Annotated in this window: 19 protein-coding genes and 1 pseudogene; 13 read left to right on the forward strand and 7 right to left on the reverse strand. The window is 41.6% G+C overall.

Annotated elements, in window-relative coordinates; translation table 11 throughout:
- Window positions 1-131: 131 nt before the first annotated feature.
- Window positions 132-1,478, reverse strand: a complete 1,347-nt coding sequence (gene gdhA / locus PCY11_RS07540; protein WP_003004977.1) for an NADP-specific glutamate dehydrogenase — start codon at window positions 1,476-1,478, stop codon at window positions 132-134.
- A 299-nt stretch (window positions 1,479-1,777) separates the two neighbouring features.
- Here gdhA and PCY11_RS07545 point away from each other — a divergent pair, with 299 nt between their 5' ends.
- The 10 genes from PCY11_RS07545 (at window position 1,778) to PCY11_RS07590 (ending at window position 11,557) form a co-directional block, all read left to right on the forward strand.
- Window positions 1,778-2,713: a dihydroorotate oxidase gene (locus PCY11_RS07545; RefSeq protein ID WP_049474144.1), complete on the forward strand. Its 936-nt coding sequence runs from the start codon at window positions 1,778-1,780 to the stop codon at window positions 2,711-2,713.
- A 275-nt stretch (window positions 2,714-2,988) separates the two neighbouring features.
- A complete protein-coding gene (locus PCY11_RS07550; RefSeq protein WP_367400486.1) occupies window positions 2,989-3,345 on the forward strand; it encodes a helicase BlpT in 357 nt (118 codons plus the stop codon).
- A 274-nt stretch (window positions 3,346-3,619) separates the two neighbouring features.
- Window positions 3,620-4,555 (forward strand): peptide-methionine (R)-S-oxide reductase MsrB, encoded by a 936-nt coding sequence (gene msrB / locus PCY11_RS07555; protein WP_070595507.1) that lies wholly within the window; start codon window positions 3,620-3,622, stop codon window positions 4,553-4,555.
- Window positions 4,556-4,589: 34 nt separating this feature from the next.
- Window positions 4,590-4,793, forward strand: coding sequence for a hypothetical protein (locus PCY11_RS07560; protein ID WP_301362655.1), 204 nt, complete (start codon window positions 4,590-4,592; stop codon window positions 4,791-4,793).
- Between the two features lie 235 nt (window positions 4,794-5,028).
- The gene (locus PCY11_RS07565; protein WP_301362663.1) at window positions 5,029-6,330 is read left to right on the forward strand and encodes a CapA family protein; all 1,302 of its coding nucleotides are present in this window, start codon (window positions 5,029-5,031) and stop codon (window positions 6,328-6,330) included.
- 3 nt (window positions 6,331-6,333) lie between these two features.
- Window positions 6,334-7,998: a methionine ABC transporter substrate-binding protein gene (locus PCY11_RS07570; RefSeq protein WP_045759859.1), complete on the forward strand. Its 1,665-nt coding sequence runs from the start codon at window positions 6,334-6,336 to the stop codon at window positions 7,996-7,998.
- A 22-nt stretch (window positions 7,999-8,020) separates the two neighbouring features.
- Window positions 8,021-8,737, forward strand: a complete 717-nt coding sequence (locus PCY11_RS07575) for a DUF554 domain-containing protein (protein ID WP_301362656.1) — start codon at window positions 8,021-8,023, stop codon at window positions 8,735-8,737.
- Between the two features lie 623 nt (window positions 8,738-9,360).
- Window positions 9,361-9,939, forward strand: coding sequence for an HD family hydrolase (locus tag PCY11_RS07580; protein ID WP_301362657.1), 579 nt, complete (start codon window positions 9,361-9,363; stop codon window positions 9,937-9,939).
- A 136-nt stretch (window positions 9,940-10,075) separates the two neighbouring features.
- A complete protein-coding gene (locus PCY11_RS07585) occupies window positions 10,076-10,924 on the forward strand; it encodes an HAD family hydrolase (RefSeq protein ID WP_049523127.1) in 849 nt (282 codons plus the stop codon).
- The gene (locus PCY11_RS07590) at window positions 10,925-11,557 is read left to right on the forward strand and encodes an SGNH/GDSL hydrolase family protein (RefSeq protein WP_003008759.1); all 633 of its coding nucleotides are present in this window, start codon (window positions 10,925-10,927) and stop codon (window positions 11,555-11,557) included.
- Window positions 11,558-11,720: 163 nt separating this feature from the next.
- Here the strand turns inward: PCY11_RS07590 and PCY11_RS07595 are convergent.
- Window positions 11,721-11,969: pseudogene (locus PCY11_RS07595) on the reverse strand (TipC family immunity protein); the annotation flags it as partial.
- A gap of 151 nt (window positions 11,970-12,120) precedes the next feature.
- On the opposite strand from PCY11_RS07595, the gene tnpA reads away from it, so the two are divergent.
- Window positions 12,121-12,585 (forward strand): IS200/IS605 family transposase, encoded by a 465-nt coding sequence (gene tnpA / locus PCY11_RS07600; RefSeq protein WP_037616840.1) that lies wholly within the window; start codon window positions 12,121-12,123, stop codon window positions 12,583-12,585.
- A 98-nt stretch (window positions 12,586-12,683) separates the two neighbouring features.
- Here the strand turns inward: tnpA and PCY11_RS07605 are convergent, their stop codons facing one another.
- From PCY11_RS07605 to PCY11_RS07625, 5 genes are all read right to left on the reverse strand, one after another.
- Entirely contained in the window at window positions 12,684-13,112 is a 429-nt protein-coding gene (locus PCY11_RS07605) for a TipC family immunity protein (protein WP_256318696.1), read from the reverse strand.
- A gap of 95 nt (window positions 13,113-13,207) precedes the next feature.
- Window positions 13,208-13,834, reverse strand: coding sequence for a hypothetical protein (locus PCY11_RS07610; RefSeq protein ID WP_049474136.1), 627 nt, complete (start codon window positions 13,832-13,834; stop codon window positions 13,208-13,210).
- Window positions 13,835-15,490 (reverse strand): hypothetical protein, encoded by a 1,656-nt coding sequence (locus PCY11_RS07615; protein WP_070846214.1) that lies wholly within the window; start codon window positions 15,488-15,490, stop codon window positions 13,835-13,837.
- Window positions 15,481-15,828 carry a cingulin gene (locus tag PCY11_RS07620; protein WP_256318690.1) on the reverse strand — a complete coding sequence of 116 codons (348 nt, stop codon included), beginning with the start codon at window positions 15,826-15,828 and terminating at the stop codon, window positions 15,481-15,483. The genes PCY11_RS07615 and PCY11_RS07620 overlap by 10 nt, the downstream gene beginning before the upstream one ends.
- Window positions 15,829-15,833: 5 nt before the next feature.
- Window positions 15,834-16,112, reverse strand: a complete 279-nt coding sequence (locus PCY11_RS07625; RefSeq protein ID WP_003008749.1) for a hypothetical protein — start codon at window positions 16,110-16,112, stop codon at window positions 15,834-15,836.
- A 230-nt stretch (window positions 16,113-16,342) separates the two neighbouring features.
- Here PCY11_RS07625 and PCY11_RS07630 point away from each other — a divergent pair, with 230 nt between their 5' ends.
- Together PCY11_RS07630 and PCY11_RS07635 are read left to right on the forward strand one after the other, a co-directional pair.
- The gene (locus PCY11_RS07630) at window positions 16,343-16,738 is read left to right on the forward strand and encodes a CopY/TcrY family copper transport repressor (protein WP_024056337.1); all 396 of its coding nucleotides are present in this window, start codon (window positions 16,343-16,345) and stop codon (window positions 16,736-16,738) included.
- A gap of 18 nt (window positions 16,739-16,756) precedes the next feature.
- Window positions 16,757-17,128 (forward strand): cupredoxin domain-containing protein, encoded by a 372-nt coding sequence (locus PCY11_RS07635; protein WP_024056338.1) that lies wholly within the window; start codon window positions 16,757-16,759, stop codon window positions 17,126-17,128.
- The last annotated feature ends 3 nt before the right edge of the window (window positions 17,129-17,131 follow it).

Below are 17,131 nucleotides of genomic sequence, written 5' to 3' on the forward strand. Positions count from 1 at the left end.
AAAATGGCTTTCCTCACTTGGGACGGGGTGTCTTGACAGAGGCTTTTAGATATAAAAAAACTCCCGAAACACACTGGATTCAGGAGTTGAGAGGCTTTGACCCGAAGGCCTTAAAGAAAAATATCGATTGATTATACAAGACCTTGTGCAATCATCGCATTTGCAACATTTTCAAAGGCAGCGATGTTGGCACCTGCAAGGTAATCTTTACCAAGTCCGTAAGTTTCTGCAGTTGTTTTAGCAGTATTGAAGATGTTGGTCATGATGTCTTTCAAACGTCCGTCCACTTCTTCGCGTGTCCATGAAAGACGTTGGCTGTTTTGGCTCATTTCAAGAGCAGATACAGCAACTCCACCAGCATTGGCTGCTTTAGCAGGTCCGTAAAGGATACCATTTTCTTTGTATACGTTGATGGCATCGATGTTACTTGGCATGTTTGCTCCTTCAGAGACAACTTTCACACCTTGAGCGACCAAACGTTTTGCAGCATCGCCATCAATTTCGTTTTGAGTTGCACATGGAAGAGCGATGTCATAGTTACCAGCATAAGTCCATACAGAACCTTCGTAGTAAGTAGCAGTTGGTTTTTCAGCAGCGTATTCAGTCAAACGTGCACGACGTTTTTCTTTGACGTCTGTAAGAAGGTCGAAGTCAATACCGTTTTCGTCGATCACGTAACCGTTTGAGTCAGATACAGAGATAACAGTTGCACCAAGTTCAGTTGCTTTTTGAAGAGCGTATTGAGCAACGTTACCAGAACCTGAGATCACGACTTTCTTACCAGCAAAGCTGTCGCCGTTGGCTTTGAGCATTTCTTCCGTATAGTAAACCAAACCATAACCAGTTGCTTCTGGACGGATCAAGCTACCACCGAAACCAAGAGGTTTACCAGTCAAGACACCAGCATCAAATTGGCGAAGGCGTTTGTATTGACCATAAAGGTATCCGATTTCACGTCCACCAACCCCGATATCACCAGCTGGAACATCAAGAGAAGGACCGATGTGTTTTTGCAATTCAGTCATGAAGCTTTGGCAGAAACGCATTACTTCAGCGTCTGTTTTTCCTTTAGGATCGAAGTCAGATCCACCTTTACCACCACCGATAGGAAGACCAGTCAAGACGTTTTTGAAGATTTGTTCGAAACCGAGGAATTTCAAGATCCCTTGGTTAACAGTTGGGTGGAAACGAAGACCACCTTTGTAAGGACCTACAGCAGAGTTGAATTGAACACGGTAACCACGGTTTACTTGGATGTTTCCTTCACGGTCAACCCAAGGAACACGGAAAGAAATTACGCGTTCAGGTTCTGTAATACGAGCCAAAATGTTTTCTTCGATGTATTCAGGATGTTTTTCAAAAACAGGTTCCAAAGTGCTGAGGAACTCTTCAACAGCTTGAAGGAATTCAGCTTCGTGGCCGTTACGAGCTTTTACAGTTTCGAAAGTGCTTTGGATATATTCTTTAGCAGTTGTCATGTTAATTCTCCTTTTTGAATGAAACGAAAACCAGCAAACCCGCTAGGGGATTGGTTTTGAGACAGTTGACAAACAATGTCATGTTTTATTACATGGATCATTATAGCAGACTTTTTTTGGCTTGTAAAGAAAAAAGTTGAATTTTCTGAAAATTTTATCGTGACTAGGAAAGTCCGAATATTTGGAAGAATTTTTAGCTTTGATTGTCCGGAAGCTTCCAAGTGATGGTATAATGAAAGAAGAAAATAGAGAGCATCCCGAACGATTCTGTTGGTGGTGTTTCAAAAAAGGAGTACAAGATGGTATCGACAAAAACGCAAATTGCTGGTTTTGAATTTGACAACTGCTTGATGAATGCGGCAGGTGTAGCCTGTATGACCACTGAGGAATTAGAAGAAGTGAAGAACTCAGCTGCTGGGACCTTTGTGACCAAGACCGCGACCTTGGAGTTCCGTGCTGGAAATCCAGAGCCACGCTACCAAGATGTGCCGCTTGGTTCGATCAATTCGATGGGGCTACCTAACCAAGGGTTGGACTATTATTTGAATTACTTATTGGAGTTGCAAGAAACGGATCCTGACCGGACCTTCTTCTTATCTCTCGTCGGCATGTCTCCTGAAGAAACTCATACCATCTTGAAAAAGGTGCAAGACAGTGACTTTAAAGGCTTGACAGAGTTGAACCTATCTTGTCCCAATGTCCCTGGGAAACCTCAGATCGCCTATGATTTTGATACGACAGATCGGATCTTGTCTGAGGTCTTTGCCTATTTCACCAAACCTCTAGGGATCAAGTTGCCACCTTATTTTGATATCGTTCATTTTGATCAAGCAGCAGCGATCTTTAACAAATACCCGCTTAAGTTTGTCAATTGTGTCAATTCGATCGGAAATGGCCTCTACATTGAGGATGAATCCGTGGTGATCCGTCCTAAAAACGGATTTGGTGGGATTGGTGGAGAATACATCAAGCCAACGGCTCTCGCCAATGTCCATGCCTTTTACCAACGTCTGAATCCAGAAATTCAGATTGTGGGGACTGGGGGCGTCTTGACTGGTCGCGATGCCTTTGAACATATCCTCTGTGGGGCTAGTATGGTGCAAATCGGAACGACCCTCCATAAAGAAGGAGTTGGAGCTTTTGAACGCATCACTGCGGAGCTCAAAGCTATCATGGAAGAAAAAGGCTACCAAAGCCTGGAAGACTTCCGTGGGAAATTGCACTACATTGACTAATCTTTCGAAAAAACTTCCTCAAGTGGAAACTTGGGGAAGTTTTTTATGAGAGTGGGACAGAAATCGGTAATTCGTTAGAATTCAATTTCGTCGCCACCTCCGCACAGTTGAGTAGGTCTGTAAAAGCTGATGAAATCAGCGTAGTAGAGCCCACTCAACCACTGCGTCTTGCTCGACAATCCAAAAATAATTGAGAGGCTAGGACTTTTGACCCAACCTCATTCTGTTCCTAGTTTTAGGAATTTTCCATTTTTATAGAGAGAAAAAGGTGTACAATGGAGGTGAAAAGGAAGGTGATTTATATGGAAGAAAGGGATGTGATTCAAGAGGCAAGAACGACGATCACCCTTCTTCAAACAGCCTTTTCTAAGGGATTCACCCCTAGTCCAGATACCCTTCGATTTCGAGAAAATCTAGATCAGATGTTGAAAGGTTTACGAAAGGCTAGGCGGGTAGACAATCGTCTGTTGATTGAGTTAGAAAAGTTTTATCAGACCGCCAGTTTATTGATTGGTCTGGGTGGGCTAGCTTTGAACGAAGAGGCCTTTCAAGCTTGGCGAGCTTATGATCACTGGCATTACGAGGTTGTGAAACCTCAGTTACAGGTCTACGGACCGACGGTGGTGTTGTAGTTGATACTAGCCTGGTGCTTGTCCACAGATATTCAGAGGAGGTGTTGGTCATGGTAGTCCTTCATGATTTTCTACATCAGTTAACCCTATCGTTTTGGAATTTTTATTACTCGCTCTTTTTCTTATTTGAAAAATAAGAAGGATTGAATCCCTTTTACATATAGTAGAAGGGATTTTTGATGCAGAATCCTTGAAAATCTGAGGCTCTTGGATTATGATGGAGCTAATAGTAAGAAGCGTTCCTTGTAGGGAATGCAGGAAGCGAGGAAAAAAGATGGCAGAGATTTATTTAGCAGGTGGCTGTTTTTGGGGCTTAGAGGAATATTTTTCACGGATCCCTGGTGTAGAACAGACGACGGTGGGCTATGCCAATGGCCAGGTAGAAACGACCAACTACCAACTGATCAAGGAAACGGATCACGCAGAGACTGTACAAGTCATCTACGATCCAGATAAAATCACCCTACGGGCGATTCTGCTCTACTATTTCCGGGTGATCGATCCCTTGTCCGTTAACAAGCAGGGAAATGATCGAGGCCGCCAATATCGGACCGGTGTCTATTATACAGACGAAGCAGACCGTGAAGTGATTGCCCAAGTGTTTTCGGAAGAAGAGAAGCAACTGGGCCACAAAATCGCGGTTGAGTTGGAACCCTTGCGCCACTATATCTTGGCTGAGGACTACCACCAAGACTACCTCAAGAAGAATCCTGGAGGCTATTGCCATATCGATGTGACAGATGCAGCCCAACCCTTGATTGATCCGTCAGCCTATCAGAAGCCAGATCAAGAAACCCTAAAAGCGAAACTGACAGCAGAGCAGTACCAAGTCACCCAAGAAAGCGCGACGGAACGTCCGTTCCACAATGCCTATGATCAGACCTTTGAAGAGGGCATCTATGTGGATATTACGACGGGGGAACCTCTCTTTTTTGCCAAGGATAAGTTTGCGTCTGGCTGTGGATGGCCAAGTTTCTCCCGTCCCATTGCCAAAGATGTTGTCCACTATTACCAGGATCATAGCCACGGGATGGAACGGATCGAAGTTCGTTCCCGCTCAGGCAATGCCCATCTCGGCCATGTCTTCACCGATGGACCAAAAGACCAAGGAGGTCTTCGCTATTGCATCAATTCGGCCTCTCTGCGCTTTATTCCAAAAGAAGAGATGGAGCAAGAAGGCTATGGTTATTTGTTAAAGGCTTTGAGATAAGAGGGCCTTTCTAGTAGATCGAAAAACGGAGTTTATGATGAAAAAAAGAAATTTGTGGTTAACGATTCTTGCGCTTTCGGCTATGGTGACTCTGATTGGATTAGGATTTACTGCCTATAATCATTTTGTATTCCATCAACCTTTTATGAATCGGACGACAAAAGGGTTGCTTTCGACCTTTTTCCTAAGTCTTGTTATGGTTGCAATTAGCTTGTCCAAATCAAACGATAAAAAGTGATGATCGATCATTTATATGAATTAATCAACTGTGCAGGAGCAGGACGATGAAGCGGTTCTAAACAATAGCACTTCTGTCCTGCTCTCTTTTTTCTCTTCTTAAAAATTGTGATACAATGAAGAGAAAGTATTTCAATGACAGCTCAATCTGTTGGCGGATCATTGGAGAAACTAGGTACGAAGAAGAGGTAGGAATGTTAGAGAAGTGGGAGAGTGTGAAAGGAACCATCAAAACGATGGGAAAAGAACTATCGGCGGCCTTTGACTGGGCTTTTGATCGTCTTTTTTCAAGGATTCAGCTGACCAATGAACAGTTTGTCTATGTGCTCTTGTCAGTCGTTTTTATCGTGGCCAATGCTATCTTGTGGGTGCAAAAGTTCCAAGGCTTTCCGATCACCGCAACCGAACGGCCAGAGGTTGTGTACAAGGCCAAGACACCGGCTGATCAGATTCCTCATACAGCTCGGATCATGGCTAATGGAGATCAGCTCTATCATGATCTGGTCTATATGAGCGCGCAAAAAGAAGATGGGACTTATGATTTTCATGAAAATTATGAGTATGTCAAACCCTGGCTACAAAAGGCGGATCTAGCCTTGGGTGATTTTGAGGGAACCATTAACCCCAATTATTATTTGTCAGGATATCCTCTTTTTAATGCGCCGAGCGAAGTCGTACCAGCCATCAAGGATGCTGGTTATGATGTCATGGATTTGGGACACAACCATATCTTGGATTCAGGTCTAGAAGGAGTCTATTCGACAGCTAAGGCCTTTGAAGATGCAGGCATCACACCTGTCGGTGTCTACACGCATGAAAAGAGAGGGCAGGCCCCCTTGGTGATCAAGGAAGTGAATGGCATCAAGATTGCTATTCTAGCCTACGCTTATGGGTTTAATGGAATGGAAACGACCCTTACTCCAGAAGAGCAAGCAGATGTCTTGTCTGATCTGGATGAAGAGCGGATGAAGGCGGAGATCCAAAAGGCAGAGCAAGAGGCCGATATCACCATTGTCATGCCCCAGATGGGAATCGAGTACCAGTTGGAGCCGACAGAAGAGCAAAAAGAGCTCTACCACAAGATGGTTTCTTGGGGGGCTGATATTGTCTTTGGCGGGCATCCCCATGTTGTAGAGCCTGCTGAAGTGGTCAATAAAGATGGTCAAAACAAGCTTATCATCTACTCAATGGGGAATTTCCTGTCCAATCAGCGTCTGGAAACCATGGGAGATGTGGAGACTGCTCAATGGACAGAGCGAGGGGTCTTGATGGATGTGACCATTGAAAAGGTTGGCCGCAAGACAAAGATCAAGACAGCTACTGCTCATCCAACCTGGGTCAGTCGGACTCCGAAGAGAACCTATTCTCCTGAAGGCTATGACTTGTACAAGTACCAGACCTATATCTTGGAAGATTTTATCCAAGGTGGCAAATACCGCGACAAGCTGGATGAGGAGACCAAGGAGAGAGTGGACACGGCTTACCGAGAAATGAAGGAACATGTTCACTTGGACTGGCCTCAGAGTGGAAAGGAATAGAGCATGGAAGGAAATGTGAACTGGATCCCGCTTGGGATCCTAGGATTGATAGTGGTGATTTGGGCAACCAAATTTCTTACGGTCATCCACCTCAATCAAAAGCTGAAGAAGGCTTGGGATGGAGCGCCTTTCTTTCGCAAGAAAGATACAGAAGAAAGTTTGATAGACAGTCTGGCTTATCCGGCTAAGGGAAAGACGATCGATAGCCAAGTGGATGATCAGACCTGGCATGATTTGGCTTTGGATGCGGTCTTTGATCAGCTCAACTACACCCAATCGAGCCTTGGGGCAGAAGCTCTCTATCAAAAAATGCGCCTGCTGGAATTCCAGCCTCAGGACCAACTTCATGACTTAGAAGCCTTCTTTGAAGAGTATCCTGATTTGCGGCTACAGGTCCAGGTCATTTTCAACCAACTGGGCAAGAAGAACCACAACATGGCGAGGAGCATTGTCGCAAATCCTGGCAAGCATTATGCAGGTTTGCCCCTCTATCTAGCCTTGGCCTGTCTTCCAATCCTCTGTCTCTTTGCAATCCCCTTTGAGCCAGTCGGGGCCATTACCCTCTTGGTGATCAGTGTGGTCTTTAATATCGTCTTTTCGAGTTTGCGCAATTGGTCCAATAAAATCCGTCTGGACAATGTTAGCTATTTGGTCCGTATCTTTGCTTCGGCAGAACGCTTGAGCCATCTAGCCTTGCCACAACAAGAAGAACTCAAGCAGGCAGTCAAACCCTTTAAGAAAACGCGGATCCTTGCCAGTGTCTTGCAGAGTCCAACGGGGACTTCGGAAATGGAAATTATTCTCCTCTACCTCAATGTCCTCTTTTTACTCCCGCAGATCGCTCAGGTTTATATTTACAATCAGGTGAAGGCTCATCAAAAAGAGGCCCAGAAGCTTCTGGATCTCCTTGGGGAGATGGAAGTTGCTATTAGCCTCTTGCGCCACAAGCGGGATCTAGAAGTGGTCTGCCAGCCAGTCTTTACGGAAACGGGTGGCATTGAGGGTGAGACGCTCTATCATCCTTTGCTGTCTAATCCGATTGCGAATGATGTGCATTTTCAAAAAAACATGGTCATCAGTGGGGACAATGCGTCCGGGAAATCGACCTATTTGAAAACTGTTGCTATCAATGCCATTCTGGCTCAAGGATTAGGCTTTGCCTACGGAGAAAGATTAGCCCTTCCTTACGGTCATGTCCTAACAGCTATGGATGTGAGCGATGACATTGAAGTTGGAGATAGCTACTTCATCACCGAAAGTAAAGCTATTTTGCGGATGATTCAGCATCTGAAAAAGCCTGGTTTTCACTATTTCTTTATTGACGAGCTCTTTAAGGGGACCAATACCATCGAGCGGATCGGATCAGGCCTTGGGATTGTCCGCTGGTTGGCTGCTCAAAACTGTCTCTACATGATTTCCAGTCATGATATTGAGCTGGTCGCAGCCTCCGGTGAAGTCAATGATAATTACCATTTTGACAGTCGCTATGTGGATGGCAAGATCGTCTTTGACTACCAGATTAAGCCAGGATCAGCTGTGACTAAGAATGCGGTCAATACCCTAGAAAGCCTTCATTATCCAGAGGAGATTACGCAAACAGCCAAGGACTTGATTGACCAGTATGAAGAGACGGGGCACTGGTCTTTGAAAGAGATTGAAAAAGAATGAAAATGAACGAAGGAGTTTGTAAATGATCGGTTTAGGGACCTTCTATAATGCCTTAGGAGTTGTATTTGGTGGGCTTTTAGGACTGCTCATCGGCCAACGTTTGTCAGAAGATTTTCATGAGACTCTTCTGAAAGTGACAGGAGTTGCTGTCTTTGTCTTGGGCATCGCGGGGACCTTGGAAAAGATGCTGGTGGTGCATGGAAGTCATGTGGAAAGTCACGGCAGTATGATGTTGATTCTGAGTCTAGTGATCGGGACCATTATTGGGGAACTCTTGAAGATTGAGGAGGGCTTTGAGCGACTGGGAACCTGGCTGAAGGAAAAGACGGGCAACCAAGGCGATACCGGTTTTGTTGATGCCTTTATAACCACGGCCTTGACCATTTGTATCGGGGCTATGGCGGTGGTTGGAGCTGTCCAGGATGGCCTGACAGGCGACACCTCGACCTTGTTGGCCAAAGCTATTCTCGATATGGTTATCGTTCTGGTCTTGACCGTTTCAAAAGGAAAGGGCGCGATCTTTGCGGTGGTTCCACTCGTGATCCTTCAGGGATTGATCACGCTGTTGGCCCATTTGATCGCACCGATCATGACTCCGCAAGCCCTTTCGAATCTGTCCCTAGTTGGCTCCAGCCTCATTCTCTGTGTAGGGATCAATCTCATCTGGGGCAAACGAATCAAGGTCGCCAATCTCCTTCCAGCAGTGCTAATTGCCATTATTTGGGCTTTTGTCGGGTGAAAAATAGAAGCTAAGCAGTAGCTTCAGATTTAAGACAAAGTCAACTTAAAAACTTTCCTTAGGTGAGTACGGACGTCAGCGAACTTCTACGAAGTTCCATGACTAAATTAAGATACAGAGGGCGTCTGCGGATAAAGTCAAAATAGGAAGTTTGACGCAGAATCTTTCGATTCTAGGAGAACTTATCTTTTTGACACAATCCGCAGCCCTTGTTCAATTTGTATTGAGCCCCTTCGCTCTTTAATTTCTGGGCTCAGGCTAAAACAGTTTCCCAAACTGTTTTACTCTCAATAATTCCGAGTGCCTGAAACGTATTGTTTCAGGCACTTTTCTCACAGCGGAAAGTTTTTGTATTTTCTTGATTCATTCTAAAAATAGAAGCTCATTTTTACTTACTTTTAGAATCGATTAACTTATTTTACTTTAAAATGGTTTGTCTCATTCTAAAGTTAACCGGTAAAGACTGGTTAGTTTTTTTGCTTGTCCTTGTGCTCTTGTTAGAAAAATGGCGGTGCTCCAAAAAGGAGGGACATTATCTTTTTTGCAAATACGGGAATTCATTTATGGAAAACAGGATTTCTGGTATGATAGTCGTAATTTCGAATAGGAAGGTTGGAGTTGCCATGAGTGATTTGAATCAGACAGTTGAATTTATTAAAGAAATCGAGAAATTAAAGTCGGTAACAAGGTTTAATAGAACCCTTGATGGACGGTTTGAAAATAGTGGCGAGCATTCTTGGCAGGGTGCGATAGCTGCGATGGTTCTTCAAGATTATTATCCTGAAAAATTGAATATGGAAAAGGTCATGTTTCTGTTATTGATTCATGATTTAGGTGAGATTTATGCCGGAGAAACTTGGGTGTTTGATGATGAAAAAAAGCTTCATGCTCATGATAGAGAGCTAGCATCTATAGAAAAAACAATGAGCCTCCTTCCAGAAGCAACCTATTTGAATATGAAAAATTCGTGGTTGGAGTTTGAAAAAGGGCAGAGTCCTGAGGCAAGATATGCAAGAGTGATTGATGCATTGGTACCACTGATCAATCATTTGGAAGTGTCAGAAGTAAATTATAATCCCGATCATATCCGTTCAGAGATGGTATTAGAAAAGAAAAAATTTATAAAAAGTGAGTCCAAAGCGTTATGGAAACTGACGGAAGAGTTGGTTCAGGAAAGTGTAGAAAAGGGATTATATTTATGATATCACTTGGTCTTTAGTAGCAACTTTCAGACTAAAAGTAAACCACCTGTTTTCACGGGTGGTTTTGACTTGCTTGATCTGTGGTATAATGGGAACAGATAGTTTGCACCCTATGAAAGGGAAAAGGTTAGATTGTATGATTAAGTTGATTGCAACAGATATGGATGGAACCTTATTAGATGAACGAGGAGAGGTGGATCTTCCGCGTCTGGAAAGGCTGTTGGACCACTTGGATCAAAAAGGGATTCGCTTTGTCATTGCGACGGGAAATGAAATCCATCGCATGCGCCAGCTCTTGGGTCCTTTGGTCAAACGGGTGACTCTAGTCGTCGCCAACGGAGCTCGGATTTTTGAGGATGACCAGATGATTCTAGGAAAATTCTGGGATCGAGAACTAGTAGAGGCGGTTCTTGCTTATTTTAAGGGGCGGGAAATTTCAGACCAGCTGGTTGTGTCAGCTGTCAATGGTGGCTTTGTCAAGGAAGGAACGGTCTTTACAGAAGTTGAGAAATTCATGCAGCCAGAAGTGATTGAAGCCTTGTACAAGCGGATGAAGTTTGTTCCGGAATTGACAGCAGATCTATTTGATCAGGTGCTTAAAATGAGCTTGGTGGTAGGCTTGGATCGTCTTGATCAAGTGAGCCAGGAAGTCCAACAAGCTTTTGGAGATCAGCTGATGGCGGTTTCGAGCGGTTTTGGCAGCATGGATCTCTTACAAGCTGGCATTCACAAGGCTTGGGGACTGGCTCAATTAATGGAGATGTGGCAGCTTAACGCCAGCCAGGTCATGGCCTTTGGTGATAGTGGAAACGACATCGAAATGCTTGAAATGGCAGGTCACTCCTATGCTGTAGCCAATGCAGAAGAAGCTGTCAAAGCTGTTGCCAAACACCTAGCACCGAGCCATCAAGAAGGTGGTGTCTACCAGGTGATCGAAGAGTATCTAGGATTGACCCCCTGGGAACAAGTGAAGGGAGAGAAATAGATGGCGGTACAACTGTTAGAAGACTGGCTCTTAAAGGAGCAGGAGAAAATCATAACAACCTATCGGGAACTCAATCAAGCCCCTCTGAAGGAGCCTGGTTTGATCTTTATCGGAGACTCCATCGTAGAGTATTTTCCCATTCATGAACTATTACAAAGTCCCAAACACATGGTCAATCGAGGAGTGCGAGGCTATAAGACGGATCTCCTTCGTGAGCATCTAGACGCCCATGTCTTTGGAACGGCGGTGGATCAGATCTTTCTCTTGATCGGGACCAATGATATCGGAAAAGAAATTCCTCAAAAGGAAACCTTAGACAATGTAGAAGCGGTCTTACAAGCAATTATGCGGGACTTTCCGCTGACCCACATCAACCTGATCTCGGTTCTACCGGTGAGTCGAGATGAGCGCTACAAACAAAAGGTCTATGTGCGGACCAATGAAAAAATTCAGGCCCTCAACCAGGCCTATCGCGAATTGGCCCAGGCCTACCACCAGGTCAGCTATATTGATGTGTATTCGTCTTTATTGGATGAAAAGGGGCAGTTGGCAGAAGCCTATACGACGGATGGCCTCCATTTAAGTGTGGCTGGTTACCGAGTTCTAGCCCAAGCTCTGCAGGAGACGTTATAGAGAAAACGTCTGTAGCAGGCAACTAGCGTTAACAGTAAAAGCCATGATTTACATGGTTTTTGGCTTGTAAATAATTAGAGTTCACCCAATTTTTTATACATACAAATAAGCGGGCTTCATGACAAAGCTCGCTTTTTCTGTTATGAAAGAAATAACTTATTTTCTAGTTTTTAGATAAATCATCTCTCCAAATATCCTTGACGGTCACATCCCCCCAATTCTTTGGGCTGAAGCGACTAGAGTAGATGGAAGTCCAATCTTTCAGGACTTTATTGCGGAGGACATCATCTTCTTCCTTGCGAATGCCTTCAATAGTCTTTCCATGCTCTGCCAGAAAGGCTTCCACTTGAGACTGTTGATAATATCTCACGCTATTCTCATCCTGATACCACATATAGCGTTCTATTTTTTTATTATGTGACTTTCAGTCCGTCTCGCTCCGTTAGGTGCGAGACAAAAAAACCACCCGCTATGCGGGTGCGCATCGAAGGTTATACCAAAAAAACTCCAAACGCGATACAATTAAGGTGTTCAAGCCAATTGTAAAGCGAAAGGAGAAAAATATGGCTCAAAAAGCACATAGTTTATCACACACAAAATGGATGTGTAAATATCACATTGTGTTCACCCCTAAGTATAGACGAAAAGTGATCTATAATCAATATCGAAGTAGTTTGGGAGAAATATTCCATAGATTATGTAGTTATAAAGGTGTTGAGATTATCGAAGGCCATTTAATGCCAGATCATGTACATATGTTGGTAAGCATTCCACCTAGAATAAGTGTTGCAAGTTTCATGGGATATTTAAAAGGTAAAAGTGCACTAATGATGTTCGATAAACACGCCAATCTGAAATATAAGTTTGGGAATCGACATTTTTGGGCAGAGGGATATTATGTGAGTACAGTTGGCCTCAATGAAGCCACAATAAAGAAATACATTCAGGAACAAGAGCGAAAAGATATTGCTTTAGATAAGTTGAGTGTTAAGGAATATGAAGATCCCTTTAGGGATAGTGGCAAGTAGTACATATGCCTCTTTGAGAGGCTTGTGACGAGTCAAATGCAATAAGGCTTGAACAAAGTGAAAGCCAGCGTCTTTAGGCGCTGGCTAGTTATCTGGGCTTATAGCCCTGGTACAAACCACCCGTTTGACGGGTGGTCATGATTTGTTACACTATATGTATAACTTACATTTATTGTATTTTTTGTCTCAGGGAGTTTTATTCTCATAAAAATAAAAACTTCAGGTGCTCTATAATTCGAAAAATAAAATTGATAACCTAATTTCCCAATGTTTCTAGGCAAGGATGATGCTGTGTATTCAACACTATGTTTATAAACATCTTTTGAATCATTATCCGTAATATGGATATCATTTAAATTATTAAACACACTTTTACGCCATAAAAATTCAATATTCTGGTAATCACTCTTCTCATAATATATTTCATCAAAAATATTATGTATTCGCTGATGCTTATAGTACTGAAAACCACCAAAAGATAAACACAAGGCTATAAAAATTGAAATAAGTAGTAGTCTTTTTTTCATCCTTCTTCTCACACGCATCCATTCTTCTGTCAATTTACAGTTTTTTCAAGTTTACCGATCCACCACTCGCGCTTTAAAGTGGGCTGGCTTATCCTCTACATTGGTGATTGCGAATCTCCACGTTTTCCGAAAGCACCATAAATTCTCCAACCTAAAAGAAAGAGAATTACAGCTAGCGAACAGAACACTATTTGATGGAACAAATGTTCTAGAACAGTTTTTTTCATTTGTTCTACAACTGCATATAATCGCTTTTTAGCTTTCTCCGAACGTTGTTCCCAAACGGTCACTGAAGAACCTGTGCTACTTTCAATCACAGCTTGATTCTCAGCTGCTAATTTCAAATATCTCCCAGCATGACGAAGCCGTTTCTCTCCATTCAACCAACTAATTTCAACACGCTTGTCTCCTTGTAATCGATTATTATAACTGATGGATACCGCCTTATTCTCAGGGGAAATCTTACTTTCAATTTGACTATAGTCGTCCACCACATAGATAAGGCCGATGTTATGTCCATTTTCTTTCGATGTTACTAAATGAATATGCTCATCAAGAGCATGCCAATCCTGATCACTTTTATCTTGAATCCATTGAACCATACTGCTGTTCACATCCATCTTAGAAAATGAAATATATTGGTAGATCGGCTTCAAAATGAACAATAAAAAATAAACAAGCAAAACGAGTGAACAAAAGATAAATTTGTTTTTATTTTTCATTTACTTCTCCTCAATAAGATCATTTTTATCATGAATAATACTTAATAAGAAACGATTAAAAGTATACATTGGATCTCTTCCCCAATGTTCATATACTTCTGGATTTTCTTTAATTTTTGACTCAAGTGTTAACCATTTATCTTGTAAATGTAAAATTCCTTCATCATAATTCCCATTTCCTAAATTAACAACAAATTCGCGTGCTCTTGATTTAGTCTGCGACTCTACCTCATCATAATATTCACTTACAGTTTCAACGTAATCTCTGTTGTTTTTTATTCTATAATAAATATTCACTGCATCAAGATCAGCTTTATAATCGTCATTTCCCATACTTGGAGGAGCTCCGTTAGCACCTGCCACATCACCAAGATAACCTGCTCTCTCATTTAATATTCCGAATATAGTATCTGCTACTTCTTCCATTGGAGATTCATTAAAATAAGTGGAAATAACCGCATTTTGATGAGTATAATCGGCTTTACCACCAAATCTATCTAACATTTCTTCCAGTTGTTCTTTTTGTTGAGTATCTAATTCGTTAAAACTACTTATACCAAATATTGCATCTGCTGCTATGTTTAGTTTTTCTTCAACAATTTCTTTTGAATCACTTTCCTTTATTGCAACTAATCCCGAATACTTATGTTGATTCACTAACGCTTTTTTTATTAAATCAATTTTAGGATCTTTAAAACCAAGGTTATTCATCTCTTTTACAAAGTGTTCTTCTGCTTTTTGTGATGGTAATCCTGCAGTATAATACCATGAAATTCCTGAATAGGAGATTTCAGCCATTAACCGAATAAATTCTATGTTGGCTTTTTTTGCTCCATATTTATTTCTTAATTTTTCATACAAATCATATATTATTTTTGATTCAGTCTCATTAAAACCATAAGCAACTTGTAGAGTATTTATAAATCGTCCTTCTGAAAAAGATAAACTCTTATCAATTGGATTTAAGTCATGATTCTTAAGTGTAGTATTCTTCATTTTATCAAACCAAGTCATGTCTACACCGTCTACATAATAGTTACCATTATTATCGACAATAATCTTACTTAGCTGTGTGGCTCCCTGGATTGCTAAGGATAAAACTTGTAGGCTATCACTGAAATATTGAGAAACCTGCAACACAAACCATTCTAACTTCTCAATTTTGTCTTTCAGTTCGTCAATCCCCATCTGTAATTGGTATTCCAACTCATGTAAGGCATTATTTTTTGAGATATGATTTCCCAAATTTCCAGTTCCTAAAGCACCTATTATACTCCGAAGTTTTTCGTTTTCCCTTATCTGTGTCTTTACTTCTGCTAACTGTTTTTCTCTTGTTTCTTTCTGAGTTTTCAAATCATCTAAATCTAACTCGCCAAATCCTGAAATGACGGCATCTGCACTCTTATATGAGGACAACTCTGTCTGAATGTCATCTATAGCTGATTGAAGTTTTTTTATTGATGGAATGATGATCTCTGAAAATAGATTTTTCCCTGCAGTGTATGCTGCACCCTGTAATTTACCTGATTCAAGGACAGAAATTAAATGATCACTACCACTAGAGAGTCTATCTGTTATTTCATTTGCAATCTCAATATTACTATTCATTGCCTCAATCAATGAACTTGACTCTGAAGAACTATACTTTATTCCCATGGTAGACTATTCCTTTCATGTATTAACTTTTCTTTTTTCATGTCTATATCTTTTAATAATTTCTTTGCTTCATAATCAAAGCCGTCAAGCTGATTATTCCCATATTGTTCAACTTTCAGTTCTAGCTCTCTCGTTTCTTGGATGAATCTTTGGTTTTGTAGATTTACTGATAATCTTTGTTCTGCATTAATAGAAATGTTTCTAAATTGCTCTATAAAATTCTCCAAAGATTGTTCACGACGTTTTTTCAAATTACGAAGTTCATCTTCTTCATGTTCGAGTTGAACTATTTGGTGAAATAGTCTATCTCTCTCTTTTTCATTAATGTCTTGTTTCACTAGACTTAACTCCTCCAACGTTGAGCCTGCTCAATATCTCTTTTTTCCATTGTTTCAGCAATTTGAGGAAATTTATTGGCCTGAATTAAAACAGCTTCGCTAAACTTTCCAACTGCTTCAAGCATTTGATTGGTCACTTCCTTACCATTTTCCATCCCTGTAATACCAGAAGAATAACTAAACTCTACTTGTTTGTTGTCTTTCTGAGATACATCTAAACCAAGTAATTCACCAATAGCAGCCTGAGCTTCTATTGGACTGGACTTAATTTGAACTTTATCCATAATACGTTCCTCCTCTACAATTCATTTTAGGTTCTATCTTATCATACTTTTTAGGAAAAGACATTTAAATTCCATGTAGAAGAGATACGAATGATATATCAAAAAGCTCAATCAGACAAATCTTCAAAGGAAGATTTGTTTTTTTTAAAATCTTTTGGTTGACAAATGTAAATCTTAGGAGTAAAATAGCATCATAAGATTTACAAATGTAGATTTAGAAAGGAGAAGCCATGCAAATTTCCAATGCGGAATGGCGCATCATGAAAATTATCTGGATGGAAGGCAAGCAGACCAGCAGGGATTTGATCGCCGTCTTGTCCGAGCGCTTTGACTGGTCCAAGTCGACCATCAAGACCCTCTTGACGCGCTTGGTTGAAAAGGGCTGTCTGACCAGAGAAAAATCTGGCAAAGCCTTTGTCTACTCGGCTTTGTTGAAGCAGGACCAGAGTTTAGACTTGGTGGTTGAGGAGGTGAAAGACAAGGTTTGCTCAAAAAGAATTGTCCAGGTGCTTGAAAACTTGATTCAGGAGAGTGACTTTACGCTTGCAGATCTTAATCAGCTGCAGCAGGTCCTGGAAGAAAAGAAAGCAGAGGCTGTCGCAACAGTCCGCTGCAATTGTATGTAATAGAAAGAAGGAAATTCCATGTTTGGATTGTTAATTAGTATTGTTTGTTTACTTTTGGTTGCTTTTATTGCTTGGTGGTTCTTTGCAGAGCATGAAAAGGTAAGCGGCCACGCTCGTCAGAAATCAGGTTATCAAGAAATTGAAGTCGAAGTCATGGGGGGCTATTCGCCTGAAACCATTGTCCTGAAAAAAAATGTTCCAGCCCGGATCATCTTTAATCGCAAGGATCCATCTTCATGTCTGGCTCAAGTGATCTTTCCAGATTTTGGCGTTCATGAAGATTTGCCTTTAGGTGAAAAACATGTCATTGAAATTACGCCAGAAAAAGCGGGCGAATATGGGTATTCATGTGGAATGAACATGATGCATGGTCAAATGATTGTGGAATAAAGG

Origin of the sequence: Streptococcus sp. SP8 (genome assembly GCF_030440045.1) — a bacterium.
Taxonomy (GTDB): Bacteria; Bacillota; Bacilli; order Lactobacillales; family Streptococcaceae; genus Streptococcus; species Streptococcus parasanguinis_I.

Bases quoted from the DNA above. Each gene is read 5' to 3' on its own strand.
- PCY11_RS07625 (WP_003008749.1), bottom strand. From the start codon at position 16,112: ATGGATAAAGTTCAAATTAAGTCCAGTCCAATAGAAGCTCAGGCTGCT.
- tnpA (WP_037616840.1), top strand. From the start codon at position 12,121: ATGGCTCAAAAAGCACATAGTTTATCACACACAAAATGGATGTGTAAA.
- PCY11_RS07610 (WP_049474136.1), bottom strand. From the start codon at position 13,834: ATGAAAAATAAAAACAAATTTATCTTTTGTTCACTCGTTTTGCTTGTT.
- PCY11_RS07605 (WP_256318696.1), bottom strand. From the start codon at position 13,112: ATGAAAAAAAGACTACTACTTATTTCAATTTTTATAGCCTTGTGTTTA.
- PCY11_RS07580 (WP_301362657.1), top strand. From the start codon at position 9,361: ATGAGTGATTTGAATCAGACAGTTGAATTTATTAAAGAAATCGAGAAA.
- PCY11_RS07615 (WP_070846214.1), bottom strand. From the start codon at position 15,490: ATGGGAATAAAGTATAGTTCTTCAGAGTCAAGTTCATTGATTGAGGCA.
- msrB (WP_070595507.1), top strand. From the start codon at position 3,620: ATGGCAGAGATTTATTTAGCAGGTGGCTGTTTTTGGGGCTTAGAGGAA.
- PCY11_RS07545 (WP_049474144.1), top strand. From the start codon at position 1,778: ATGGTATCGACAAAAACGCAAATTGCTGGTTTTGAATTTGACAACTGC.
- PCY11_RS07565 (WP_301362663.1), top strand. From the start codon at position 5,029: ATGGGAAAAGAACTATCGGCGGCCTTTGACTGGGCTTTTGATCGTCTT.
- PCY11_RS07560 (WP_301362655.1), top strand. From the start codon at position 4,590: ATGATGAAAAAAAGAAATTTGTGGTTAACGATTCTTGCGCTTTCGGCT.
- PCY11_RS07550 (WP_367400486.1), top strand. From the start codon at position 2,989: ATGGAGGTGAAAAGGAAGGTGATTTATATGGAAGAAAGGGATGTGATT.
- PCY11_RS07570 (WP_045759859.1), top strand. From the start codon at position 6,334: ATGGAAGGAAATGTGAACTGGATCCCGCTTGGGATCCTAGGATTGATA.
- PCY11_RS07575 (WP_301362656.1), top strand. From the start codon at position 8,021: ATGATCGGTTTAGGGACCTTCTATAATGCCTTAGGAGTTGTATTTGGT.
- gdhA (WP_003004977.1), bottom strand. From the start codon at position 1,478: ATGACAACTGCTAAAGAATATATCCAAAGCACTTTCGAAACTGTAAAA.
- PCY11_RS07585 (WP_049523127.1), top strand. From the start codon at position 10,076: ATGATTAAGTTGATTGCAACAGATATGGATGGAACCTTATTAGATGAA.
- PCY11_RS07635 (WP_024056338.1), top strand. From the start codon at position 16,757: ATGTTTGGATTGTTAATTAGTATTGTTTGTTTACTTTTGGTTGCTTTT.
- PCY11_RS07590 (WP_003008759.1), top strand. From the start codon at position 10,925: ATGGCGGTACAACTGTTAGAAGACTGGCTCTTAAAGGAGCAGGAGAAA.
- PCY11_RS07630 (WP_024056337.1), top strand. From the start codon at position 16,343: ATGCAAATTTCCAATGCGGAATGGCGCATCATGAAAATTATCTGGATG.